The sequence below is a fragment of the uncultured Arthrobacter sp. genome (assembly GCF_947493765.1).
Lineage (GTDB): Bacteria > Actinomycetota > Actinomycetes > Actinomycetales > Micrococcaceae > Arthrobacter_D.
This window is the reverse complement of record NZ_CANLSZ010000001.1, coordinates 30,830-54,676: the sequence shown is the minus strand read 5'-3', so window position 1 is coordinate 54,676 and position 23,847 is coordinate 30,830. Positions and strand designations below refer to the sequence as shown.

Genomic DNA, 23,847 nt, shown 5'->3' with positions numbered 1-23,847 from the left:
GACTCAGGATCCGGGAGCGACGCGGACATCCTGCTGATTCTTGTCGATCAGGGGTTCGGGGTCGAGGAAGGCCACGGTGATGATCGCTGCGACCTGCTCCACCTGCCAGCGGCGGGCGCCGAGTTCGGACAGTGCCGCCGAGATGCTCTCCAGCGAGATCTCGGCGGGCGGACGCCAGGCGACGCGGCGGAGGTGATCAGGGGTGATCAGGTTCTCGACGGGCATGGCGAGATCCTCCGCGCGACGTGCCACGCGGGGGCGCGCCGTCTGGAGTCGGGCCGCCGCTTCCGGATCCCGCTCGGGCCAGGTGCGCGGGGGCGGGGGGGAGTTGGTCGGGATGTGCAGCGGCGGCAGCTCGGTGAGCTTCCTCGCCTCGCTGATGCTCCGCAGCCACCGCGGAGCCTCCTTCTGTGCCGCCCGCCCGTGGAAGCCCTTGGTGGCGAGCAGTTGCGGAACGGTGCTCGGCATGACCTTCGCCGCGGCGATGATCGCAGAGTCGGGGATCAGTCGTCCGGGTGCGACGTCGCGGCGCTGCGCGAGTTCCTCGCGTTCGAGCCAGATCTGCCGGACCGCGGCGATCTGTCGCCTGTCGCGCAACTGGTGGAGTCCTGACGTCCGGCGCCACGGATCCACCCGGGGTTCTGCCGGCGGAGTGCTCCGGATGTGCTCGAACTCCTCCTCCGCGAGGGACAGTTTGCCACCCTCGTCGAGCAGGGCGGCGAGCTTGTCGCGCAGCTCCGTGAGGACCTCGACGTCGAGCGCCGCGTAGCGGAGCCATGGTTCGGGCAGGGGCCGCTTGGACCAGTCGGCGGCGGAGTGCTCCTTCGCCAGGGTGAAGCCGAGCTGGGACTCGATGACCGCGGCGAGCCCCACCCGGGGAAGACCGGCAAGCCGGGCTGCGAGTTCGGTGTCGAAGAGTTTGCTGGGGTGCATGCCGAGGTCGGCCAGCCCGGGCAGGTCCTGGTTGGCGGCGTGGAGGATCCATTCGACGCCTGCGAGCGCGTCGTCGATGATGCGGAGGTCGTCGAACGGCTCGGGATCGATGAGCCAGGTCCCGGCACCCCGACGGCGGATCTGCACGAGGAACGCCCGCTGGCCGTAGCGGAACCCGGAGGCCCGCTCCGCATCCACACCGGCCGGTCCGGTCCCCGCGGCCAGGGCGGCTGCCGCGCGCTCCAGCCCGGCTCGGGTGTCGATGACGAGGGGGACGCCGTCCTGCGGTTCGTCCAGCAGCGGGAGGCCGGGGGCGTCGGGTTCGACGGCGGAGGCAGCGGGGGTGGTGCTGTCCGTCTGTTCGGAGGTATGGGCACTCATGGTCCTCGCAGTCTAGCCCCGTCGGTTCCCGACGCTTCAGGACCGGCGGTGGGGCAGGTGGGCCACGCCTTCGGGCAGCGGGGGAAGACCGGCGAACACGCGGACCAGGTCCGACCACGCCTCGAGGTGACGGCGGATGCCCGCGACCTCCGGTGTCCACGACGCCCGCAGCTCCACATCTACGGTGTCGGGACGATCCGCCAGGGTGCCGAAACTCTCGGAGTGGATCCGGGTCGCCGTCCCGGCGGTGCTGTGGTGGCGGGCCCCGTGGTTCTCGAGCGCCTCACAGAGCCAGGTCCAGGCGACCGAGCCGAGGAGCGCGTCCTCTCCCATGGAGGATTCGAGTTGCGCGCGGATGTAGGTGACGATCCGGAACCTCCCGTTCCACACGGAGGAGCCCTGCGGATCGTAGAGCAGGATGAAACGGCCGGTGGCGAGCTCCTCGGGTTCCGGCGCAGGGGTGAACAGGCGCTGCGGGGAGATCGGTCCCGTGGACGGGTGGTCCATCACGTCGGCCCCGAGGGCGACGGCGAACGGGGCGAGACGGGAGGGTGCGGGGATCTCCTCCAGGCGGAGGGCGCTGCGACGCACGGCCGCCCGGAGTGCGGTCAGGACATCGACGAACTCCGCAGGAAGCTGCGACACGCCACCGGTTGCACTCACCCCCGCAGATTATGCGCTGTGTCGGCCGGAGGCTGGGCGGCGCGCCGTGGAGGGCCCGTAGGCCCTTATCGTCCGCGCGCAGCCGGGCTTCCGAGCGGCAGGAATACAGTCCGGATCAGGCTGCCGCTTCCCGGCGGATGGCCTCGACGAAGGCGTCGACGTCGTCCTCCGTGGTGTCGAACGAGCACATCCAGCGCACCTCGCCCGCTGCGAGGTCCCAGTCGTAGAACCGGAAGCTCTCGCGGACGCGATCGGCGGCGCCGGGAGGGAGGATGGCGAAGACCGCGTTGGCCGTGGTCTCCTGCGTCAGCGTCACACCTTCGATGCCGCGGACACCCTCCGTGAGACGGGCGGCCATGGCATTGGCGTGGGTGGCCGAGCGGAGCCACAGGTCGCCCTCGAGCAGGGCGACCAGCTGCGCCGAGACGAAGCGCATCTTCGAGGCGAGCTGCATGTTGAGCTTGCGCAGGTAGTCGAGACCGGTGGATGCTTCCTGATTCAGCACGACGACGCACTCGCCGAACATGAGGCCGTTCTTCGTGCCGCCGAAGGAGAGGATGTCCACCCCGGCGTCGCGCGTGAAGGCGCGCAGGGGTTGGCCGAGTGCAGCCGCTGCGTTCGCGAGGCGCGCCCCGTCCATGTGCAGGCGCATGCCCTTGGCGTGGCAGTGGTCGGCGATGGCCCTGATCTCGGCCACGGAGTAGAGCGTGCCCAGTTCGGTGGTCTGGGTGATGGACACGGCCAGGGGCTGCGCCCGGTGCTGGTCCCCCCAGCCCCAGGCCTCCCGGTCGATGAGCGCCGGGGTCAGCTTGCCGTCGGGAGTGGGCACGGTGAGGAGCTTGATCCCGCCCACGCGCTCCGGAGCGGCATTCTCGTCCACGTTGATGTGGGCTGTCTGCGGGCAGATCACGGCACCCCAGCGCGGGAGGATCGACTGCAGCGAGAGCACATTCGCCCCCGTGCCGTTGAAGACGGGGAAGATGGAGATGCCGTCGCCGAAGTGGTGCTCCATCACCTCGAGGAGCCGGGCGGTGTACTGGTCCTCGCCGTACGCCACCTGGTGGCCCTCGTTCGCGGCGGCCAGCGCCGTGAGGACCTCGGGGTGCACGCCCGAGTAGTTGTCGGAGGCGAAGCTGCGCAGGGTGCGGTCGTGCAGGCTCGTGGGCGCGTGGTTCACAGCGGGAACATCCATGGTGTCGGTCACTGGACCATTATCCCCGACCGGCGTCGATGCGGGCTCCGTTGATCTCCGCGGCAGGGCTGTCCAGGAGGGACACGAGAGTCGTCGCGAGATCATCGACGTGCGTGAAGCCCGGGAAGGATCGCTCGGGCTGCTCGGCGCGCATCGCGTCGTCGACGAGCGCCTTGACCACGACGGCGGTGGAGGCCGCCTCCGCCTCGTCCTTCGCGAAACCCTGAGCCACGGCTTGCAGCCAGGCATCCACGGAGGCCTTCACGGCCGCGTAGGAGGCGTTGGCGGCGGTCGGCCTGGCCACCGCCGTCGCGGAGACCGCGGCGATCCGGCCGCCCCGGTCCGCGAGCTGGTCGTAGAAGGCCCTGCTCGTGTTGAAGAGCGTGAGGAACACCGTTCGGTGCAGGAACTCGTAGTCCTCCGCCGACTGGGTGGTGATGCCCTTGCCGCCGCGCCACCCACCCACGAGATGGAAGAGGGCGTCGGCCCCGCCGTGGTCCTGCCTCACCCGGGCCGCGAGATCGGCGACGGCTGCCTCGTCCGTCAGGTCGCACACCTGCCGGTCCACGCCGTCGAGCTCCGCGTAGGCGGCGGCGAGGCGTGCGGCGTCGGAGCCGACCGCGACCACGCCCACGCCCTTCTCGAGGAGCCTGCGGGTCAGGGCGACGCCCGAAGCACTCGTGGCTCCGGCCACGACCGCGGTCCGGTGTGCGTCGGACGCACTCATGCGGAGTCCGCCGTGATGCCCGCTGTGGACTCGATGACCGGCTTCATCTTGCGGTCGAGCGCCTCGAAGAACATGGAGAGCGGGAACTCGTCATCGAGCACGGCGTCGGTGAGCGCCCGGGGCGGGCCGGAGAGCTCGAGCGCGTCCGGGCCCTTCGCCCACACCGAGGCGGGGTGCGGGGTGACCGTCGCGGAGACGAGCTCGTAGGCGGCGAGCCAGTGGGCGATCTTGGGCCGGTCGATGGAGCGCCAGTACAGCTGCTCGATCTGCTCACCGAGGGCGACGACGACGCCGGCCGCCTCGTCCCAGTCGATCGTCAGCTTGGTGTCGGTCCAGTGCAGTACGTGGTGCTGGTGCATCCAGGCGAAGAGCAGCTGGCCTCCCAGGCCGTCGTAGTTGCGCACACGGCTGCCCGTGATGCTGAAGCGGAAGATGCGGTCGAAGATCACGGCGTACTGGACGAGCTTCGCGTGCCTGCGCGCCTCGGGGGAGGCCTCCTCGTCCTTCTCGATCCGCACCGATTCGCGGAACGCCGTGAGGTCGCAGCGCAGTTCCTCGAGGGAGTAGAGGAAGAAGGGCATGCGCTGTTTGATCATGAACGGATCGAACGGCAGATCGCCCCGCATGTGGGTGCGGTCGTGGATGAGATCCCACATGACGAAGGTCTCCTCGGTGAGCTGCTGGTCGTCGAGGAGTTCGAGGGCGTCGGCGGGCAGGTCCAGGCGTGTGATGTCGGCAGCAGCCCTCACCACGCGGCGGAAGCGCGCGGCCTCGCGGTCGGCGAAGATGGCACCCCAGGTGAAGGTCGGCGTGGAGCTGACGGCGACGGTCTCGGGGAAGAGGACCGCCGAGTTGGTGTCGTAGCCCTCGGTGAAGTCGAGGAACCGGATGGGGACGAACAGGGCATTGGAGTAGTAGCCGGCCTCGAGCTCGGCGATGAACTCCGGCCACAGCACCTCGATGAGAACGGCTTCGACGAGCCGGCTGGTGCTGCCGTTCTGCGTGTACATCGGGAAGACGACGAGGTGCTGGAGCCCGTCGAGGCGGTCCTGCTGCGGCTGGAAGGCCAGGAGCGGCTCGAGGAAGTCGGGAACGGTGAAGGCGCTGTCCTGCCATGCCCCGAAGGCCGCGACCGTCCGCTGCAGGTACTCGGCGTCGTGCGGGAAGCGGGGAGCCAGCTCCTGCACGGCGGCCGTGATGGCCGCCACCAACCGGCCCGCTGCGGCGTGGTCCCCGGCGTCGGGGATGGAACCGTCCTTGACCTGCAGGAGACGCAGCTCCTGCACCGCTTCCTTGAGTGTCCGCCACGCCGGGGTGGCCTGCGGGCTGCTGTCTACCGGTGCCAGTGTGCTGATGGTCATGGCTCCTGCTTCCTCTTCGTCGTGTCGCTGATCCTTACCCGAAGCCTAGCGCTGCAGACAGCTCTACTTATACTCAGGAGGCCTAACGTGAAGTAACTCTTATGCTGAGGGGTGGAGGGACCGCGCCGTGGATCAGCGTCGCTTGACCAGCACGCAGAAGGCCGGCCCGAGGGCCGGCCTTCCGGGGGAGCAGCGAGCAGACCCCGCTACGGCGCCTCGACGAGCTTCATCGAGACGGAGTTGATGCAGAAGCGCTGATCGGTCGGGGTGTCGAAGCCCTCGCCCTTGAACAGGTGGCCGAGGTGGGAGTCGCAGCGCGAGCAGCGCACCTCGATGCGCTCCATGCCCAGCGAACGGTCGTGCAGATACCGCACCTTGTCCTCGGCGAGGGGCGCCCAGAAGGAGGGCCAGCCGCAGTGTGAATCGAACTTCTCATTGCTCGTGAACAGTTCGGCGCCGCAGGCACGGCACGCGTAGGTCCCGGCGGTCTTCTCGTCGTAGTACTCACCCGTGTAGGGGCGCTCCGTGCCCGCCTTGCGCAGTACCTCGTACTCCTGGGGAGAGAGTTCCTGGCGCCACTGCTCGTCGGACTTCTCGATTTCCGGCCGGTAGGTCTCTGATTCTGTAGTCATACTCCTCATAACGCCTAGGAGTCGCCGATAAATCCCGTTCCCGCATAGACGTGGAGCACCGCGATGCCCAGCTTGTCCTGGGCCTGGTTGGCCCAGTCCGTGTGGAAGGTGTCCGCCAGCGCATGGGGACGCGTGATGACCATGGCCTGCACCGCCGCCCTCCTGCCGGCCTCCTCGACGAGAGCGTCGACGGGATCGCCCGTCGTCGTGTGACCCGATGCGGAGAAGCCCTCCCGAGTGAGCAGCTCGAGGGATTCCGAGAGGGCGGTGCGGGCCTCCACCTCGTCCTGCCGTCGGTCGTCCGCCGAGAACGACCGGAACGCCTCGCCCACCTCGAGCAGTCCGAGATGGCGGAAGAACTGACCCAGGACCGACTCGTTGCGCTCCTCCGGGATCAGGATCACCACCTCGGCCGGCTCGTCCCCCTGCAGGGTCTGGAGATTGAGGAGATCGGGGTACGTCAGGGCTTCCTCGGCGAGCACAAGGATTGTTTGGGTCATGGCGCCACTGTACTGCGCGACCGTGGCGTGGATCGACGGCGCTGGGTGGGCAGGGTAGAAAGGAAGCTATGGCATCGAAGAGGTCTGCGGCGGTAGTCCGGAGCGGCACTGCGCCCTGGCTGAGGTGGACGGCACTGGGGGTCGGAGCGGGTGCGGCCCTCGCATCCTCGATGGCCACCGTGGTCTCGGGTCTGGCCGTCTTCTTCGCCCGGCAGATCGTCACGCCTGCCCGCACGCGGGACGAGAATCTCGACATCCTCGCCGTCGTGGGCTCCGGGGGCAGCCGTACCGTGATCCTGCCGGCCAATGAGGACACCACCGTCCCCGGTACCTACAGCCTGTACTTCCAGCGAGGTGCCGGCCATGCCCGCATCGGGGAGATCCGCTCCTACGTTCCCCGTGAGGGCACCGTCGAGCGGGAGGTGGAGACCGTCTACACGGGTGATCTGGAGGCAGCCACCCGCGGCTGGTGGGGCGGAGCCGTGTATCCCTCGCCGGCCGCGATGGGTTTCGCCGAGGAGGAGGTGCTCATCCCCGTCGAGGGGGGAGTGGCGCCGGCCTGGCTGGTCCGGGCCGAGGCACCCGCCCGCTCCTGGGCCATCATGGTGCACGGTCGCGGTGCCTCGCGCGCCGAGGCGCTGCGCGCGCTCACGCCCGCGCGGTCCCTGGGGCTGACCAGCCTGGTGGTGTCCTACCGGAACGACGGCGAGGCGCCCTCCGCGCCGGACGGTCGGTACGGGCTCGGGATGACCGAATGGCACGACGTCGACGCCGCGATCGACTTCGCGGTCTCGCACGGGGCACGCGACGTGGTCCTCTTCGGATGGTCGATGGGCGGCGCGATCGTCCTGCGCACCGCGGATCTCTCGCGGCACCGCCGGCGGATCAGCGCGGTGGTGCTCGACGGGCCGGTGATCAACTGGATCGAGGTCCTGGCGCACCACGCCGCACTCAACCGTATCCCGGCGCCCGTGGGGCGGCTGGGTCAGTATCTGCTCGCGAGCCGCCGGGCGCGCAGGATGACCGGTCTCGCGGCGCCCCTGGACCTGCGGAGCATGGACTGGATAGCGCGGGCCGAACAGCTCACGCTGCCCACCCTCATCCTGCACAGCGAGGACGACGAGTTCGTGCCGATCGGGCCGTCCGCGGCCCTGGCGGCGAAGAACCCGGCCTTCGTCACGCTCGAGCGCTTCCAGCAGGCACGCCATACGAAGGAGTGGAATGTGGACCCGCAGCGCTGGGAGACCGCCGTCGAACGCTGGCTGCACGCGCACCTGTACGGCCGCGTCCTCCCGGGGGGCGGGAGGGCCGGCGGGAGCGTTACTGCGCTTCCCTGATCTTCCGCTTGATCCGGCCCAGCATGGCGCTCATGCCGCGCATCCGCAGGGGCGTGATGGCACGGGTGAGACCGAGGCGGTCGGGTACGTCGTCGGGTACCGCGAGCAGCTCGGCGGCGGGGAGTCCGTCGAGCCCCTCGAGCAGTACTCCGGCGAACCCGCGTGTGGTGGGAGCCTCCGGCGGGGCGGAGAAGAACAGGTGCACGGCCCGCTCGGGGGCGTCACCGATCTCCATGGTCAGGAACAGCGGGCTCTGGCACTCCACCACCCGCTCCAGCAGCTCGGGATGGTCGCCGTAGCGCTCGGGCAGCTCGGGGAGCTCGCGCGAGAAGTCCAGCAGCAACTGCAGGCGGTCCGGCTCCGTGAGGTCCTGGAAGTCGTCGATGATCTCCGCGAGCTTGGACGGGATGGCTTCGGCGGTCATCGCGACGACCGTGACGGGAGCTCGGGGGCCTCGCCTGGCTCGGTGCCCTTCACGATCGGCACGCGGACGGCGTTGCCCCATTCGGTCCACGAGCCGTCGTAGTTGCGGACGTTCCGGAAACCGAGCAGGTACGTGAGCACGAACCAGGTGTGGCTGGAGCGCTCACCGATGCGGCAGTAGGCCACGACGTCGTCCCCGTCCTTCAGGCCTGCCTCGTCGCGGTAGATCGCATCGAGTTCGGCGCGGGTGCGGAAGCTGCCGTCCTCGGCCGCGGCCCGGGCCCACGGGACGGACTGTGCGGTGGGGATGTGCCCGCCGCGCAGGGCGCCCTCCTCCGGGTAGGCGGGCATGGTGGTACGGGCTCCGGTGTACTCGTCCCCGGAGCGGACGTCGATCAGCGGCTTGCCGAAGTGCTCGAGCACGTCGTCGAGGTAGGCGCGGATGACGGAGTCGTTGCGCTGCACCACCGGGTACTCGGTCTCGGAGGTGTCCGGGCGGTCCGTGGTGATCGGCCGGCCCTCCGCGATCCACTTGTCGCGGCCGCCGTCGAGCAGGCGGACGTCCTCGTGGCCGAAGAGCGTGAACACCCACAGGGCGTAGGCCGCCCACCAGTTGCTCTTGTCGCCGTAGATGACCACGGTGGTGTCCCGGGAGATGCCCTTGGAGGCCATGAGGCGGGAGAACCCCTCGCCGTCGATGTAGTCCCGGGTCACCTCGTCGTTGAGCTCGGTGTGCCAGTCGATCTTGACGGCTCCGGGGATGTGACCCGTCTCGTACAGGAGGACGTCCTCGTCGGACTCGACGACCACCAGACCATCGGCGTCGAGATGTGCGGCAAGCCACTCGGTGGAGACGAGCCGCTCCGGGTGGGCGTACTCGGCGAACTTGTCCTGCGTATCTGGAGCCAGGGTCATGGGGGCCTCTCGCGTAGCTGTGGGGACACTGCTTCTGTCTTGCTACCCAGCCTAACGAGGTCGTCGGGACATTGCTTCCGGCATCCTTCCGTTCCGGGGAGCGCCGACCTTGGATGGCCCTGCGACTCCGCACCGAGGAGGGCATCGTCCTCTCACTTTCGGAGGCGGGCTTCACCGAGACGAACCTGCGTGATCTTCCGTACGCGTCCGCTACCGGCATGCTGGTCACGGCTGGCGCCTGATTGATGGTACAGAAGTGCCTTAGCCTCGATCCACCGATGGGGAGGCTTGCTGAGTTGGCGTCGTAACGCAGAAATGCCCCTCTGACCAGGAAGAATAGAGCTTGTCTAAGGTCCTATTTCCCGAGTCTGAGAGGCATCTCGTAGGTGCAATTCAAGCATGCTCCCGTTGCCGTGTCTGCCGTGTTCGATGATCCGAATCTCGTGTCGGTCGCGGGACTGGTCCCGATGCTCCGTCTTGCCCGTTCTGCGGGGCTTGATGAGCTCGCGCAGTCGAGGTTGAGCGTCCCGACGGACAAGGGCGCGAACGCCGGCGGCAAGGTGATGGCGCTGGTCGCGGGGATGCTCGCCGGCGCGGACTCGATCGACGACATGAATCTGCTGCGTCATGGCGGGATGGGCCGGTTGTTCGATCGGACGTATGCACCGTCGACGCTTGGCTCGTTCCTGCGGGAGTTCCGGTTCGGGCACGTCCGCCAGCTGGATGCCGTCGCCTCACGGACGCTGGTGAACCTCGCATCGGCCGCGCCGCTGCTGCAGATCCGGGACGGTGAGCGGGTGATGGTCGACTTGGACGACACGATCATCGAGGTCCACGGCTACCAGAAGCAGGGAGCGTCGTTCGGGTACTCCGGCGTCCGCGGCCTCAACGCCCTCGTCGCGACAGCGTCGACGACGCCCTCAGCGCCGGTGATCCTCGCCCGGCGGTTGCGGCAGGGGAAGACCGGTTCCCCGAAAGGCGCGGCCAGGATCGTCGCCGACACCCTCGCCACGCTTCGCCGCATGGACCTGGGCAGCAGTGTTCGGCCGTTGCTGCGGGCGGACTCCGCGTTCTACGGCCACGCCACCATCGGCACCGCGATCAAAGCTGGCGCGGACGTATCTGTCACCGTCCGGATGGACCCCGCGGTCAAGACAGCGATCTCCTCGATCCCCGACGACACATGGGAGACGATCGAGTATCCGAACGCGATCCCCGACGAAGTCACCGGGCGGTGGATCTCGAAAGCCGAAGTCGCCGAGGTGCCCTTCGTCGCGTTCCGGTCCCGGAAGATCGCCGAACGGGTTGAAGGACGACTGGTGGTCCGACGGATCCCAGACTTGAACCCCAAGCAGGTCGAGCAGCCGACCTTGTTCGACAGCTACCGGCACCACGCGTTCTTCACCACCACCGACAAGCAGACAATGGGAACCGTCGCGGCGGACAAGACCCACCGCGGGCACGCGATCATCGAGCAAGTTCACGCCGACCTGAAGGCGGGCCCGCTCGCTCACCTGCCCTCGGGAGTGTTCACCGCGAACAGCGCATGGCTCGTCCTCGCCGTGATCGCATTTAACCTCTCTCGCGCCGCTGGACTCATCGCCGACCGAGGCGGGCGGCTCGCCCGGGCAACGACCGCGACGATTCGCCGCACCCTCATCTCAGTGCCGGCACGACTGGCACGGTCGGCGCGCCGCATCATCCTGCACCTGCCGGACGCCTGGCCCTGGCAGTCCGCGTTCGACCGACTCTTCACCGCGACGCACGCACCACCACCGGTAGCGGCCAGCTGACCACCGCCGCCACCAGCGGCACGACCAAGAACGAAGTGGACGACCGGGATGAGACGCCCGGAACTCACCCCTGCCCGCGGCCGATCAGGGCCAGCAAATCACGCCGACGCCACCCGCAGAGGGCTCGTCGGTGGATCGAGGCTTAGTGGGACCCGTATAGCAATGGGGAATGCTGCTTTATTCCCTCGAGTGGATTCTTTACGAGATTAAATGCGTCGATCTTCGATGAATCGACAGTAAAGTTGTCGTCGGCATATGATGAAGACATGACGACGTATTCACTGACCAATCCTGCCACGGGCAAGACCGAGCAGGAATTCACGACACTGGCGGACACCGAGGTTGCCGGGATCATCGAGCGGTCGGATCGTGCCGCCGCATCATGGCGCGACGTCCCCGTGGAGGAACGCGCGCAGCTGCTGTCGAAGGTCGCCGATGCCTACGACGCCCGGAAGGACGAACTGGGCGAGCTGATCGCACGCGAGATGGGGAAGCCACTCGCGGAAGCGGTAGGAGAAGCCGAGCTGTCCGGGGCGATCTATCGCTGGTACGCCGAGAACGGGCCGAAGTTGCTCGAGCCGGAGCTGCTCGACCCCCAGGGCGCGGACGAGTCCATGATGCAGACCGAGGCGGTCGGTCCGCTCATCGGAGTGATGCCGTGGAACTTCCCCTATTACCAGGTAGCGCGATTCGCGGGTCCCAACCTCATGGCGGGAAATACCGTCATGCTGAAGCACGCGCCCATTTGTGCCGCGTCCTCCGAATTGATGGCCGAGATCATGCATACAGCCGGAATCCCGGAAGATGCATACATCAATATCTTCGCCAGCAATGAGCAGATTGCCGACATGATCGCCGATCCTCGGGTACGCGGGATCTCCCTCACCGGCAGCGAGCGGGCCGGCGCGGCAGTCGCGGAGACGGCGGGGAAGAACCTCAAGAAGGTGGTGCTCGAACTCGGCGGTTCGGACGCGCTGATCGTGCTCGACGACGGCGAAGTGCAGAAGACGGCGGAGATCGCAGCCGAAGCGCGACTCTCGAACGCCGGACAGGCGTGCAATTCTCCCAAGCGGATGATCGTGCCCAAGTCGGAGTTCGACGCGTTCCTCTCCACGGTCGTCTCGGTGTTCGAGAACGTGCAGGTCGGTGATCCGACGAAGTCGGACACCCAGATGGGTCCGCTGTCCTCGGTGGAGGCCCGGGACCGCGTCGTCGCGCAGGTGCAGCGTGCGGTGGAGCAGGGTGCCACCCTCCATGTGGGCGGCCAGGCCGCCGAGGGTGATGGAGCCTTCATGCAGCCTGCAGTGCTCTCCGGAGTCACCAAGGACATGGACGCGTACTCGGAGGAGATCTTCGGCCCCGTCGCCGTCGTTTACGGCGTGGATTCACCTGAGGAGGCCGTGGCTCTCGCCAACGACGTCGATTTCGGTCTGAGCGGTTCGGTGTGGAGCACCGATATCGCCCGGGCGCAGGAGGTCGCCGATCAGCTCGACGTCGGCATGGCCTACGTCAACGAACACGGCACCACGCTGCCCGGCCTGCCCTTCGGTGGAGTGAAGCGGTCCGGCTTCGGCCGGGAGCTCGGTCGCTGGGGTATGGGCGAGTTCGTCAACACGCGGCTGCGCCGGACCTCGCACCAGAAGAGGTAGGTCACGGCCCGGAGCTCCGGGGCGAGCGAGAACATGATTGCCCGAGGCGCCGAGGCGTCCGGTTCCACGGAACCGGACGCCTCGGCGCTCGTGCGTGGTCGACGGGACGGTCCACCGTCCGGGGGCCGCAGGGTCACCCGAGTCGGGTGGCCCTGATGACGACGTCCTGAAGAATGGTGCCATGACCGTCTTGATCGGACACCGTGCGGCGTGACTCCTCGGAGGTCAGGATCCGCCACTGCGCGGGCTCGAGGCGCGCGGCGATCTCGGCCGCCGTCGCTGAGGCCGAGGCCGGTGGAGAGCCGGCATCATGCCCGCCGCCGTCGCTCCCGGACCGATCGTGCCCATGATCGTGCTCATGCCCCTCCGCGCCGTCGTGCCGTCGGTGACCGACGACGAGGAGGGTTCCCGAGGGGCGTACCCACCCGGCGATGCGGTCGTAGAAGTCCAGTTGCGGCATCGCGGGATGCGCGTAGTGAGTGGTGACGAGGTCGTAGGGCTCGTCCGGTTCCCAGGTCGAGAGGTCCACCTGGAGCCAGCGGGTCCGCCCGGCGACCCCGGCAGCGGCAGCCCGCTCCGCCGCGCGGTCGAGTGCTGCGGCGGCGATATCGGCTCCGGTGACCGTCCAGCCCCGCTCGGCGAGCCAGATCGCCTCGGCTCCTGAGCCGCAGCCTGCATCGAGGGCGCTGCGTGGCGGCAGGTCCCCGACCTCGCGGACGAGGTGGGGACTGGGTCGAGCCCCGCCCATCGCCGCCGCGCGGTCCCCTGCCCAGACCTGGTCCCAGTACCCCTGGTCGAAGGCGTGCTCCGTCGCATCCCTACCCCCGCCCGGCGGTCCGGCGTCCGCCGTGATCCCGTCGGTGCGCGCTGCAAGTCCACGTGTCATGTCTGTTCTCCCGGGCCGGTTGCAGGTGACCTATTCACCTCCGTCCCGATGATGCTCCGCGAGACATCCTCTGGCAATCTGTAGTGCCGGAGGGAGATGTGGACGCACCGACCTTTCTCCACCTCCGGGCGGACCGGACCGGGCTGGAAGGGGAATGATGCCGCGAGCTCTGCAGCCGGCCCTGCCGGGTGCACTGGACCGAGGAAAGAGAAAGGGCACCATGCTCATCAGCAATGTCAGGCCGTGGGCCGGGGCAGCGAGCGACGTCGTGATCGACCAGGGGCAGATCGCGTCGGTCTCTCCCCATGACCCCCAGCGCCGGACCGAGGCAGGGGACGTCCCGGGACGAGGCCGCATCCTGCTGCCGTCCTTCTCCGACGTCCATGTCCATCTCGACTCCACACGCATCGGATTGCCCTTCCGCGAGCACTCCGGGCGGCCGGGCGTGTGGGGCATGATGAGCAACGACCGCGAGCACTGGCGGGAGGCGGAGGTCGGCCTGGAGGAGCGGGTGGCAGGCACCCTGGAACGCATGATCGCCAGGGGCACCACCCGGGTGCGCTCCTTCGCCCAGGTGGACGTCGACTGCAAACTGGAGAAGTACGAGGCCGTCGTCGCCGCGAAGCAGAAGTTCGCGACCGACGCCGAGGTCCAGATCATCGTGTTCCCCCAGGCCGGCATCCTGCTGGAGGACGGCACGGAGCAGTACCTCGAGGATGCGCTGAGGGCCGGCGCCGACGTCATGGGAGGCATCGACCCCTGCGCACTGGACCGCGATCCCGTGCGTCACCTCGATGTGGTCTTCGGCCTCGCGGAGAAGTACCAGGTGGACGTGGACGTGCATCTGCACGAACCCGGCAGCCTGGGGGTCTTCTCGGCGGACCTGATCGCGGAGCGCACCCGGGTGCTGGGGATGCAGGGACGAGTCAATCTCTCGCACGCGTACGAGCTGGGGAGTGTGGACGAGTCCACCAGCCGACGCCTGATCGACACCTTCGCCGAGCTGGACATCTCCATGACGTCCGTGGCCCCGAGCACCTCGAACCACCTCTCCCTCGAGCAGCTGACCGACGCCGGTGTGCGCTTCGGGCTCGGCGAGGACGGGCAGCGCGACTACTGGAGCCCCTACGGCAACTGCGACCTGCTCGACCGCACCTGGCAGTTGGCCTTCGTCAACGGCTTCCGCCGGGACGAGCTCGTCGGACACGCGCTCGCCGTCGCCACGATCGGCGGTGCCTCGATCATGGATCGCGCCGTGCCGAGGCTGGCCTCCGTGGGAGATCGGCCTGGTGTGTCCGTGGGCGATCGCGCCGATCTGGTGCTGGTGGACGGCGAGACCATCACGTCCACCGTCATGGACCGCGGTACCGACCGGACGGTCCTGCACGACGGCGTGGTGGTCGCCGACGCCCTGAGGGTCCTCTCCGCCGGCTCGCCCTACTAGGATGCGTCGGGGGCGGGTCGGACGACCTCGCGCGCTCGCGCCTGGAGGTCCTTCATCCGCCCCTCGTACTCGGGGAACGGGCCGGAGACGTGCACTCCCGGAGCGACAACGGCGATGGGCAGGGGTGCGAAGGCGGGCAGTTCCTGGTCCCATTCCCGGAGCCAGGAGAAGAGCTGGTCGGTGCTCGACGCGTACACGATCGGTCCGAGACCCACCAGTGCATGCGCTGCACTGCACATGGGGCAGTGCTCCCCGGAGGTGTACACCCTCGCGGCGGCGCGCTGACGGGCGGTCAGTTCCGCCACGGCCCACTGCGTGATGTCGAATTCGGGATGGAGGGTCGCGTTCCCCCCGTTCACCCTGTTACGGGATTCGTACAGGACCTCACCATCGGCGTTCGCGAGGACCGATCCGAACGGTTCGTCACCGGCGTCGAGCGCCTCCGTGGCGAGCTCGACGCAGCGCCGAAGCAGTGAGTGATGGATCTGCACGAGGGGCTCCTGACGTCGAGGACCCCAATCTAGCGCACCTCCAGCGCACCGGACCGCCCGCATGCGGTTGACTGTAGTCATGCCTACCGTCACCGGAATCAACCACCTCGCCCTCACCGTCAACGATCTGGCGCTCAGCACCGCGTTCTACGAGCGCGTGCTGGGCTTCCCGCCCTCGGGCGAGCTGTCCGGGGACATGCTGGAACGGCGGCTGTTCACCCTCCCGGACGGGACCAATCTCGGCCTGACCCAGCATGCCCGGCCCACCGGGGAGACCTTCACGCCGTTCACGCCCGGCATGGACCACCTGGGGCTGGGGGTCGACACGCGGCAGGAGTTGCAGGCGTGGGCCGACCACCTCAGCGCCCTCGGCGTCGACCACAGCGGTCTCGTGGACGCCTCCTACGGGACGGCCGTGAGTTTTCGGGACCCCGACGGAACCGCACTGGAGATCTTCCTCAGCGCGTAGTCCCGGGGGCTGCGACGACCACCGGCACCAAGGGATGTCCACTGGTGAATCGGCGGTTCCCGGCACTCCCGGGTGCCGTAGTCTTGCTGTGCGCGGCGACCGCTCCGGGCGCGCGCCCACCTCCTGCAGGCGACAGAAAGCAGCAAGATCCGTGCCAACCATCGAACACCTGACCGAGCGTGCACCGAAGGTCTCCGTCGATGAGCTGCTGGGAGGGTTCTACCCCTCGCCGCGCTTCGGGGACGTCTCCTTCGACAGTTACCGTCCCGACCCCGACCAGCCGTCGCAGTCCGCGGCCGTCGCCAAGCTCCGTGACTTCGCCGCATCGGTCGACGAGTCCAAACCGTCGGGCCTGCGCAAGCTGTTCGGCGGAGGCAGGAAGGAGACCACGAGGGCCGGCATCTACCTCGACGGCGGCTTCGGTGTGGGCAAGACCCACCTGCTCGCCTCGCTCTGGCACGCGTCCTCCGGCCCGAAGGCCTTCGGGACGTTCGTGGAGTACACCAATCTGGTGGGTGCCCTCACCTTCCGGAAGACCGTGGATGCGCTGAGCACCTACAGCCTGGTCTGCATCGACGAGTTCGAGCTCGACGATCCCGGCGACACGGTGCTGATGTCCCGACTGATGCGTGAGCTCGCCGACGCCGGCGTCAAACTCGCCGCCACGTCCAACACCCTGCCGGGGTCGCTGGGGGACGGGAGGTTCGCCGCCGAGGACTTCCAGCGCGAGATCCAGGTCCTCGCCGACCAGTTCGAGGTCGTCAGGATCGACGGGGAGGACTACCGGCACCGTGGACTGCCCGAGGCCCCGGAGGCACTCGACGAGGAGTCGCTCCGCGAACGCATCGCGACGTACCCGGCGGGAGTGGTCGCGGAGGACGACTTCACCGACCTGGTGCGGCATCTCGCCGGTGTGCATCCCAGCCGCTACCGCCAACTGCTCGACGGCGTCGACGCCGTCGCCTGGCACGACGTCGCGACCATCACGGAGCAGTCCGTCGCCCTGCGGTTCGTGGTCCTGGCCGACCGCCTGTACGACCGCGACGTGCCGATCATGGCCAGCGGGACGACCTTCGACCACCTGTTCACCGAGGAGATGATGAGCGGTGGCTACCTGAAGAAGTACTACCGGGCCGTCTCGCGCCTCACAGCGCTCGCCCGGCAGGGCAGCGAGGTCCCGGGGTAGCCCCGGGACGCAAGAAGCGCCGGTGCCGCCTCTCGGCGGGACCGGCGCTTCCGTATTGCCAGGCTGGGATCACACGGCCGGCGGGGGAGGGCTGACGTCGTCGTTGCCGTCCTTCTTGTCGAGCCTGTCGACCATCTGCGAAGCCTTGTCCTGCGCCCCGTCGATGTGGTTCGAGTACTTGCCACCGGTCTTGCTGTCGACGAAGTCGCCAGCCTTACCGAGACCGTCCTTGACCTTGTCGGCATTGTCGCCGACGAGTTCGCCTGCCTTACCCGCGAGGGTGCCGGCCTTGCCCTTGAGCCCGTCCAATAAACCCACGGACACCTCCTTTCGGTCTTGGAGACGCAGTCCGTCTCCCTGCAGTCATTCTAGGCCAGGGTGGGAGTGCTGGCCCAGGGGCAACGAGACCCACAGCGCACTCCGGGAACACAAAAAATGCCCGGTCCTCGCCAGGACCGGGCAATGGCCGATGTTCGGCCCGAGAGCGGACGACGGGATTCGAACCCGCGACATCCACCTTGGCAAGGTGGTGCTCTAGCCAGCTGAGCTACGTCCGCAAAGAAAAGCGTCCCCGAGGGGACGCTGTGGTGGGCGATACTGGGATCGAACCAGTGACCTCTTCCGTGTCAGGGAAGCGCGCTACCGCTGCGCCAATCGCCCATTTCCATGGTGCTCGTACCGTAGTGAGGTGGGGACGGGATTCGAACCCGCGTATACGGCTTTGCAGGCCGCTGCCTCGCCTCTCGGCCACCCCACCATGACCGAATCGCTTCGGCGGCCGGTGAGTTCCGACCCTACGGTGACTTGCGAGCGGACGACGGGATTCGAACCCGCGACATCCACCTTGGCAAGGTGGTGCTCTAGCCAGCTGAGCTACGTCCGCAGAAGAAAAAGTCTCTCGGAACCATCGCTCGACGCCGTGCGTTCGGCGGTGATTCCTCGTTTTCCAACGAGAGGAAACACTATAGGACGTCCGGGGGTTCGTCCAATCCGATGGCAGTCGGGGCAGGGCCGGATCCTGCCGTCGGCACGCCGTCGCGGGACCGCCCTGTCAGAGGGATCTGGGAGAGTGGAGCCATGACCGCACCCCTCCTCGCGCACGCGACGCCGCACGGCAGGATGTACGCCCGATCCACCTCCGAGCAGCCCTCGGTCCCCTCGATCACCACCGTCATCTCGCAGCTGCCCAGTTCGCTGGGCGGGTGGTTCGGTCACATGGCGGCGAGCGCGCTCTCCCGGGACCCACGCCTGCCGGGGGCGCTCGGCAAGCCTTCGGAACTGAGGACCGCCGTGCGGGAGGCGGCGACGGCGGCCGAGCGCTACCGCGACGACGCCGCACTGCGCGGCACGCGCGTGCACCACTACTGCGAGCAGGTGGCGCTGCGGGCGCTCGGTCGGCCCGACGAGCTCGACGCCGCCCGGCTCGCACTGGAGGAGCACGAGGAGGGTGGATTCGCCCAGCGCTTCGACGAGTGGTGGGAACTGTACGACGTGCGCCCGGTCGAGGCGGAATTGACCGTCTGGAACGCGTCCCTGGGCTACGCGGGTACTCTGGACCTCGTCGCCACGATCGGCGGACGCACCTGCCTGATCGACTACAAGACCAAGAAGACCGATCGCGACGGATTCGTGAAGGCACTCGACGACAAGGTGGTCATGCAGCTCGTGGCCGGGATGAAGGCCGAGGAGTCCCTCGAGGATCCTGAGCAGGGCCGGTGGCGCCCGTGGGCGCACGGCGACCAGCCCCTCCTCCTCGGCGTCGCCGTCGGCCAGACCGAGGTGCGTGCCATGCGGGCCAACCCCGCGGTCCTGAAGCAGCACTGGCTGCGGTTCTGTGCCCTGCGCCGTGCCTGGGAGGCGGGGCTGGAGGCCGAGGAGGCCGGCCGGGCGCTCCTGCCGATCGGACCTCCGCCGGGCCGGACGCCGGCGGAAGGACCCGCCCACTCGTCGCACCCGGCCTGAGCGGGTCCTCGCGCGGCGTCCCCGGAGCGGGCCGTCGGTGACGCGGCACTAGGATTGACGGGAGCCTCGTGGTCCCGGCCACGACGACCGAACCGTGCTGCCGGCGTCCTCCGCCGGTCAGCGAGACCGACGTGAGGAACGAAGCACCGATGTCCGTCCTGAGTATTCGCATGATCGGCGATCCGATCCTCCGCACGCCGGCAGCCCCGGTCTCGGACTTCGGACCCGAGCTGGCGCGGCTGATCGAGGACATGACCGAGACCATGATCGACGTCCAGGGGGCAGGTCTCGCCGCTCCCCAGATCGGCGTTGGCCTGCAGGTCTTCACCTACCGCGTGGACGGTGCCGAGGGGCACGTGGTCAACCCCGTGCTGGAGACCGCCGGACCGTCCCAGGGGGAGTCCGACGTCGAGGGCTGCCTGTCCGTCCCCGGCGTCGGCAGCTACATCGACAGGACGGACTGGGCCCGGGTCTCCGGGGTGGATGTCTCGGGGCAGGAGATCGTGGTCGAGGGGACCGGCATGCTGGCCCGGGCCCTGCAGCACGAGACCGACCACCTCCGCGGCACGCTCTACATCGACCGGCTCGTGGGCGAGGATCGCAAGAACGCGCTCCGGGCCATCCGCCGCGCGGACTACAACCGGGTGACCTCCCGCACGGCCGCCGAGCGGTCCCGCACCCTCGGCTCGAGCTTCGTGCAGGGTGCATCGTCGGCACCCCCGGCGCGCTCCGCTGATCCCACCGGTACCCGGGCCACCCGGTGAGGATCCTCTTCGCGGGGACGCCCGAGGTCGCCGTGCCGTCGCTCCGCGCTCTCGTCGACGCCGGCTTCGACGTCGCGGCCGTCCTCACGCGCGTCGACGCGCCGCTCGGGCGGCGGAGGATCCTCACGCCCAGCGCCGTCGCCGCCGCAGCGGACGAGCTGGGGCTGCCCGTCCTGAAGGCCAACCGCTTCACGCCCGAGCTGGTCGCCGAACTTGGACGACTCGACCTCGACGCAGCCGCGATCGTCGCGTACGGGGGCATCGTGCCGCCGGCCGCATTGGTGGTGCCCCGCCTCGGCTGGGTCAATCTGCACTTCTCGGTCCTCCCGGCGTGGCGGGGCGCGGCCCCCGTGCAGCACGCGGTCCTGGCCGGGGACGACGTGGCGGGCGCGACGACGTTCCTTCTCGAGGAGGGCCTCGACACGGGCCCGGTCCTCGGCGTGATGACCCAGACGCTCGAGCCCTCGGCCACGAGCGGTGAGGTGCTCGGGAGTCTCTCGCGCAGCGGCGCCGTCCTGCTCGTGCAGACGCTCTCCGGGATGGATGCAGGGCAGCTCACGCCCACACCGCAGGCCGGTGAGCCGAGTGTCGCGCCGAAGCTCACGATCGATGACGCGCGGATCGACTGGTCCCTGCCGGCGGTCGCCGTACGACGCCGCATCAACGCCGTGACGCCGGAGCCGGGCGCGTGGACGACGCTCGACGGCCAGCGCGTGAAGCTCGGGCCGGTCACGGACACCGCGGCCGCAGCGGCCACCGACGGAACCACTCCACCCGGGGACGCCCCGGCGGCCGGGGTGCTCCGCGTGGACGGCCGGGACGTCCTCGTGGGCACGGGCTCGCAGCCTGTCCGGCTGGGACGCCTCCAGCCGGCGGGCAAGAAGATGATGGATGCCCTCGACTGGGCACGAGGCGCGGCAGCGCGCGGAGAGCTGGTGTTCGTATGACGGGAAGCGCAGGATCCGGCAGCGGGTCACGGGACGGCGGCCGTCCGCGACGAGCGGGGGAGCCGGGCAGGACCGGGGGCCGGGCGCAGGGAGGCCATCGCCGCCGCGACGACCAGGGCCGCGAACGCAATCGTGGCGGGCAGCGGCAGTTCTCCGAGGCAGCGCCGTCGCAGCGCACACGCCGCGCCGATCCAGCACGCCTCGTGGCGTTCGAGGTGCTGCGGGCGGTCGCCGCGGACGACGCCTACGCCAATCTGGTCCTGCCCTTGAGCATCCGCAGGCACCGGCTCGACCGCCGCGACGCCGGCTTCGCCACGGAGCTCACCTACGGGGCGCTGCGAGGTCAGGGGACCTACGACGCCGTCCTCGCCCGGTGCGTGGACAGGCCCCTCGGCAAACTGGACCCCGCCGTGCTGGACGCCCTGCGGATCGGGGTGCACCAGCTGCTCGCCATGCGCGTGCCGGCGCACGCCGCACTCGACCAGACCGTCGGGCTGGTCCGGGCCGTGATCGGGGCAGGTCCCTCGTCCCTCGCGAATGCCGTGCTCCGCAAGGTGAGTGCGCGCGATCTCCAGGGCTGGATCGACGAACTGGTCACCGGACTGACGGACCCCGTCGCCATCGCCTCCCTGACCCACAGCCACCCGGAGTGGATCGTCCGCGCCTTCCGCCAGGCACTCGTGGCCCACGGGCGCGACGTCGCGGAGCTGGACAGCCTGCTCGCCGCCGACAACGCCGCGCCGCTCGTGCATCTCGTGGCGCTGCCGGGGCTCGGGACGCTCGAGGAGGTGCTCGACGACGGCGCGGAGCCCGGACGCCTGGCCCCCGGCTCGGCCTACTACGCGGGCGGTGACATCAGCAGGCTCCCCGGCATCGGCACGGGCACCCTCCGCGTGCAGGACTCCGGCTCGCAACTGGTGGCCCGCGCCCTCGCCGCCGTCGAGGTGGCCGGCACCGCTCCGGAGCGCTGGCTCGATCTCTGCGCCGGACCGGGCGGGAAGACCGCCCTGCTCTCCGCGCTCGGGCAGGACACCGGCGTCCACGTGGTGGCGAACGAGCCGATCGAGCACCGCGCCCAGCTGGTGCGGCAGGCGCTGCGCCCCCTGCCGGAGGAATCCTGGACGGTCCGGGTGGGGGACGGCCGGGACGTGGGCCGGGAGGAGCCGGGCAGCTACGACCGCGTGCTCGTGGATGCACCCTGTACCGGGCTCGGTGCGCTCCGGCGTCGACCGGAGTCCCGCTGGCGGCGGCGGCCCGCCGATCTCGTGGACCTCGCACCCCTCCAGCGCGACCTGCTGACCTCCGCCCTCGACGCCGTCGCGCCCGGCGGTGTGGTCGCGTACGTGACCTGTTCGCCGCACCACGCGGAGACGGACGCCGTCGTGGACGACTGTCTGCGCAAGCGCCCCGAGTTCGAGCGCCTGGATGCGGGGGCCGCGCTCGATGCCGTGAGCATCGGCGGCCCGCTGCAGGCCGGGCACGGGACGAGCGCGCAGCTCTGGCCCCATGTCCACGGCACGGATGCCATGTATCTCGCCCTGCTCCGCAGGACCCCCTGAGGCCTCGCGGCAGCTCTCCCGCAGGCACGAGAAAGGAATCACAGTGACGCGCATCAACCCGAGCATCCTCTCCGCGGACTTCGCCAATCTGGAGTCGGAACTGCACCGCATCAGCTCCGCCGACGCCGTGCACGTGGATGTCATGGACAACCACTTCGTGCCGAACCTGACCCTCGGGCTCCCGGTGGTGCAGCGGATCCAGGAGGTGAGTCCGCTGCCGCTCGACGTGCACCTCATGATCGAGGACCCCGACCGCTGGGCGCCGCAGTACGCCGAGGCGGGAGCGGCGTCGGTGACCTTCCACGCGGAGGCGGCGGCAGCACCGGTGAAGCTGGCGCGCGAGCTGCGCGACGCCGGAGCCCGGGCTGGCATGGCCCTGCGGCCGGCCACGCCCGTGGAACCGTTCCTGGACATGCTGGCGGAACTCGACATGCTCCTGGTGATGACGGTGGAGCCCGGCTTCGGCGGGCAGAGCTTCCTCGATCTCACGCTGCCGAAGATCCGCAGGGCCGCCGGGGCCATCCGTGGCGCGGATCTTCCCCTGGTCATCCAGGTGGACGGCGGCATCACGGCAGAGACCATCCGACGGGCCGCGGACGCCGGGGCCACGGTGTTCGTGGCCGGCTCCTCCGTGTACGGAGCGGACGACGCCGCCGCCGCCATCGAGTCCCTCCGGACGGCTGCCGCCGCGAGCTGATTCCGCGCGGTGGCCGGCAGCGTCCGGCAGCGTCCGTCAGCCTTGCTGATCAGTTGTACCGACCGATCCGTTGGCCGACCGGTGCACTGCGGTCAGCCGTCGGCCACCGGGTCGGTGACGGTGATGCGGACCGAGAGTGCCGAGCGCCCGGCGTCCTCGAGCACGGCGTACCGGGGATCCTGGACCGTCAGGAAGGGCGTCCGCGGCAGCCCCGTCCAGGTCCGGAGGACCGGCTCCGCCAGGACCTGACCGGCGAGGGTCCTGTCCCCGCCGAGCTGCAGCAGGGCCGGCGGGTGCGCCGCGAAGAGTGCAGCCGCGCGTCCCGCGGTCTCCTCCACGAGGCCCGCCGCCTGGTTCGCCCGCCGGCGGGCGAACCGCTGCTGCGACCAGCCGCCGGCCGCCGTCCTGCCCTGGACGTAGCGCGTGCCGGTCTTGGAGGCCACGATCCGCCCCTCCCGGGCCACACCCACCGAGTAGCCGCCGCGGCGGATCAGGAGCAGGCCCACGGGGAGAGCGAGATCCACACGTCCCAGCAGTGTCGCCGCCAGCCCGGCTCCGTGGCCGCCGCTTCGGGACACCGATCCCGGAGCGGCGTCGGGACCGTCCTGCTGCTGCGGCCGCAGCGATGTACTGACGTCGGCACCGGCGGGCAGCGGGGGTGTCAGCACTGCGGTGCAGCCGTTGGCGGCGGTGATGCGCACCGGGGCCCCGGGGCGCGTGCCCGTGTCCTGGTCCGGGTCCGTGTCCTGATTCGGGTCTGTGTCCTGGGCCGGGTCCGGGTTCGGGTTCACGGTGTAGGGGCCGTTGCGCACCTCGAAGCGGCTGAGCCAGCCCTCGAGGCGGTGTGCTTCGACGAGGACCGATCTGGTGCGGTCCATGGCGTGTCCTTCGTGGTCGGCTGCCGGGCACTCCGGAGCGGGCGTCGTCAGGGGCCCA

The 23,847-nt window shown here is 69.5% G+C and carries 24 protein-coding genes and 4 tRNA genes; 11 read left to right on the top strand and 17 right to left on the bottom strand.

All coding sequences use genetic code 11. The annotated features are described in order from the left end of the window. Window positions 1-3 precede the first annotated feature (3 nt). The 7 genes from Q0747_RS00295 to Q0747_RS00265 all read right to left on the bottom strand — a co-directional run bounded on the left by Q0747_RS00295 (window position 4) and on the right by Q0747_RS00265 (window position 6,389). Entirely contained in the window at window positions 4-1,314 is a 1,311-nt protein-coding gene (locus Q0747_RS00295) for an HRDC domain-containing protein (protein WP_298251279.1), read from the bottom strand. A 36-nt stretch (window positions 1,315-1,350) separates the two neighbouring features. Next, window positions 1,351-1,977, bottom strand: coding sequence for a DUF3000 domain-containing protein (locus Q0747_RS00290; protein ID WP_298251278.1), 627 nt, complete (start codon window positions 1,975-1,977; stop codon window positions 1,351-1,353). Window positions 1,978-2,092: 115 nt separating this feature from the next. After that, window positions 2,093-3,169: a low specificity L-threonine aldolase gene (locus Q0747_RS00285; protein ID WP_298251736.1), complete on the bottom strand. Its 1,077-nt coding sequence runs from the start codon at window positions 3,167-3,169 to the stop codon at window positions 2,093-2,095. A gap of 19 nt (window positions 3,170-3,188) precedes the next feature. After that, window positions 3,189-3,896, bottom strand: a complete 708-nt coding sequence (locus Q0747_RS00280; protein ID WP_298251277.1) for an SDR family oxidoreductase — start codon at window positions 3,894-3,896, stop codon at window positions 3,189-3,191. Beyond that, the gene (locus Q0747_RS00275; protein ID WP_298251276.1) at window positions 3,893-5,257 is read right to left on the bottom strand and encodes a DUF6421 family protein; all 1,365 of its coding nucleotides are present in this window, start codon (window positions 5,255-5,257) and stop codon (window positions 3,893-3,895) included. The genes Q0747_RS00280 and Q0747_RS00275 overlap by 4 nt, the downstream gene beginning before the upstream one ends. A 206-nt stretch (window positions 5,258-5,463) precedes the next feature. Beyond that, complete coding sequence (gene msrB / locus Q0747_RS00270) at window positions 5,464-5,889, bottom strand: peptide-methionine (R)-S-oxide reductase MsrB (protein ID WP_367277627.1); 426 nt, start codon at window positions 5,887-5,889, stop codon at window positions 5,464-5,466. 14 nt (window positions 5,890-5,903) lie between these two features. Next, complete coding sequence (locus Q0747_RS00265) at window positions 5,904-6,389, bottom strand: hypothetical protein (protein WP_298251274.1); 486 nt, start codon at window positions 6,387-6,389, stop codon at window positions 5,904-5,906. 68 nt (window positions 6,390-6,457) lie between these two features. Between Q0747_RS00265 and Q0747_RS00260 the strand changes: the two genes are divergently transcribed. Next, on the top strand, window positions 6,458-7,726 hold the full coding sequence (locus Q0747_RS00260; RefSeq protein ID WP_298251273.1) for a S9 family peptidase: 1,269 nt from the start codon (window positions 6,458-6,460) through the stop codon (window positions 7,724-7,726). On the opposite strand, the gene Q0747_RS00255 is transcribed toward Q0747_RS00260, so the two are convergent. Both Q0747_RS00255 and Q0747_RS00250 read right to left on the bottom strand, forming a co-directional pair. Beyond that, window positions 7,710-8,150, bottom strand: a complete 441-nt coding sequence (locus tag Q0747_RS00255) for a SufE family protein (RefSeq protein ID WP_298251272.1) — start codon at window positions 8,148-8,150, stop codon at window positions 7,710-7,712. The two genes, Q0747_RS00260 and Q0747_RS00255, sit on opposite strands and share 17 nt — an antisense overlap. Further along, entirely contained in the window at window positions 8,147-9,064 is a 918-nt protein-coding gene (locus Q0747_RS00250) for a sulfurtransferase (RefSeq protein WP_298251271.1), read from the bottom strand. The genes Q0747_RS00255 and Q0747_RS00250 overlap by 4 nt, the downstream gene beginning before the upstream one ends. 386 nt (window positions 9,065-9,450) lie before the next feature. Here Q0747_RS00250 and Q0747_RS00245 point away from each other — a divergent pair, with 386 nt between their 5' ends. Together Q0747_RS00245 and Q0747_RS00240 are read left to right on the top strand one after the other, a co-directional pair. After that, window positions 9,451-10,857: an IS1380 family transposase gene (locus tag Q0747_RS00245; protein WP_298251270.1), complete on the top strand. Its 1,407-nt coding sequence runs from the start codon at window positions 9,451-9,453 to the stop codon at window positions 10,855-10,857. Window positions 10,858-11,123: 266 nt separating this feature from the next. After that, a complete protein-coding gene (locus Q0747_RS00240) occupies window positions 11,124-12,506 on the top strand; it encodes an NAD-dependent succinate-semialdehyde dehydrogenase (protein ID WP_298251269.1) in 1,383 nt (460 codons plus the stop codon). A 133-nt stretch (window positions 12,507-12,639) separates the two neighbouring features. Here the strand turns inward: Q0747_RS00240 and Q0747_RS00235 are convergent, their stop codons facing one another. Beyond that, a complete protein-coding gene (locus Q0747_RS00235; RefSeq protein ID WP_298251268.1) occupies window positions 12,640-13,392 on the bottom strand; it encodes a methyltransferase domain-containing protein in 753 nt (250 codons plus the stop codon). 220 nt (window positions 13,393-13,612) lie between these two features. On the opposite strand from Q0747_RS00235, the gene Q0747_RS00230 reads away from it, so the two are divergent. Beyond that, window positions 13,613-14,836, top strand: a complete 1,224-nt coding sequence (locus tag Q0747_RS00230; RefSeq protein ID WP_298251267.1) for an amidohydrolase family protein — start codon at window positions 13,613-13,615, stop codon at window positions 14,834-14,836. Here the strand turns inward: Q0747_RS00230 and Q0747_RS00225 are convergent. Beyond that, window positions 14,833-15,327, bottom strand: a complete 495-nt coding sequence (locus tag Q0747_RS00225; protein WP_298251266.1) for a nucleoside deaminase — start codon at window positions 15,325-15,327, stop codon at window positions 14,833-14,835. The genes Q0747_RS00230 and Q0747_RS00225 overlap by 4 nt on opposite strands. A 79-nt stretch (window positions 15,328-15,406) precedes the next feature. Between Q0747_RS00225 and Q0747_RS00220 the strand changes: the two genes are divergently transcribed. Continuing rightward, a complete protein-coding gene (locus Q0747_RS00220) occupies window positions 15,407-15,796 on the top strand; it encodes a VOC family protein (protein ID WP_298251265.1) in 390 nt (129 codons plus the stop codon). Window positions 15,797-15,947: 151 nt separating this feature from the next. Beyond that, window positions 15,948-16,982 carry a cell division protein ZapE gene (zapE, locus tag Q0747_RS00215; RefSeq protein ID WP_298251264.1) on the top strand — a complete coding sequence of 345 codons (1,035 nt, stop codon included), beginning with the start codon at window positions 15,948-15,950 and terminating at the stop codon, window positions 16,980-16,982. A 69-nt stretch (window positions 16,983-17,051) separates the two neighbouring features. Here the strand turns inward: zapE and Q0747_RS00210 are convergent, their stop codons facing one another. From Q0747_RS00210 to Q0747_RS00190, 5 genes are all read right to left on the bottom strand, one after another. After that, a complete protein-coding gene (locus Q0747_RS00210; RefSeq protein ID WP_298251263.1) occupies window positions 17,052-17,300 on the bottom strand; it encodes an antitoxin in 249 nt (82 codons plus the stop codon). Between the two features lie 165 nt (window positions 17,301-17,465). Next, window positions 17,466-17,539: transfer RNA gene (locus Q0747_RS00205), tRNA-Gly, on the bottom strand. Between the two features lie 28 nt (window positions 17,540-17,567). Next, window positions 17,568-17,642, bottom strand: a tRNA-Val gene (locus tag Q0747_RS00200). 26 nt (window positions 17,643-17,668) lie between these two features. Then, window positions 17,669-17,739, bottom strand: a tRNA-Cys gene (locus tag Q0747_RS00195). 52 nt (window positions 17,740-17,791) lie between these two features. Next, window positions 17,792-17,865 (bottom strand) — tRNA-Gly (locus Q0747_RS00190). 194 nt (window positions 17,866-18,059) lie between these two features. Here Q0747_RS00190 and Q0747_RS00185 point away from each other — a divergent pair. The 5 genes from Q0747_RS00185 to rpe all read left to right on the top strand — a co-directional run bounded on the left by Q0747_RS00185 (window position 18,060) and on the right by rpe (window position 22,911). Further along, window positions 18,060-18,944, top strand: a complete 885-nt coding sequence (locus Q0747_RS00185) for a cytochrome (protein ID WP_298251262.1) — start codon at window positions 18,060-18,062, stop codon at window positions 18,942-18,944. A gap of 149 nt (window positions 18,945-19,093) precedes the next feature. Next, the gene (gene def, locus Q0747_RS00180) at window positions 19,094-19,708 is read left to right on the top strand and encodes a peptide deformylase (RefSeq protein ID WP_298251261.1); all 615 of its coding nucleotides are present in this window, start codon (window positions 19,094-19,096) and stop codon (window positions 19,706-19,708) included. Further along, window positions 19,705-20,655: a methionyl-tRNA formyltransferase gene (locus Q0747_RS00175; protein ID WP_298251260.1), complete on the top strand. Its 951-nt coding sequence runs from the start codon at window positions 19,705-19,707 to the stop codon at window positions 20,653-20,655. The genes def and Q0747_RS00175 overlap by 4 nt, the downstream gene beginning before the upstream one ends. Beyond that, window positions 20,652-22,214, top strand: coding sequence for an RsmB/NOP family class I SAM-dependent RNA methyltransferase (locus Q0747_RS00170; RefSeq protein ID WP_298251259.1), 1,563 nt, complete (start codon window positions 20,652-20,654; stop codon window positions 22,212-22,214). The genes Q0747_RS00175 and Q0747_RS00170 overlap by 4 nt, the downstream gene beginning before the upstream one ends. A gap of 37 nt (window positions 22,215-22,251) precedes the next feature. Next, window positions 22,252-22,911, top strand: a complete 660-nt coding sequence (gene rpe / locus Q0747_RS00165; protein ID WP_298251735.1) for a ribulose-phosphate 3-epimerase — start codon at window positions 22,252-22,254, stop codon at window positions 22,909-22,911. Between the two features lie 92 nt (window positions 22,912-23,003). Here the strand turns inward: rpe and Q0747_RS00160 are convergent, their stop codons facing one another. After that, on the bottom strand, window positions 23,004-23,789 hold the full coding sequence (locus Q0747_RS00160; protein ID WP_298251258.1) for an acVLRF1 family peptidyl-tRNA hydrolase: 786 nt from the start codon (window positions 23,787-23,789) through the stop codon (window positions 23,004-23,006). Window positions 23,790-23,847 lie beyond the last annotated feature (58 nt).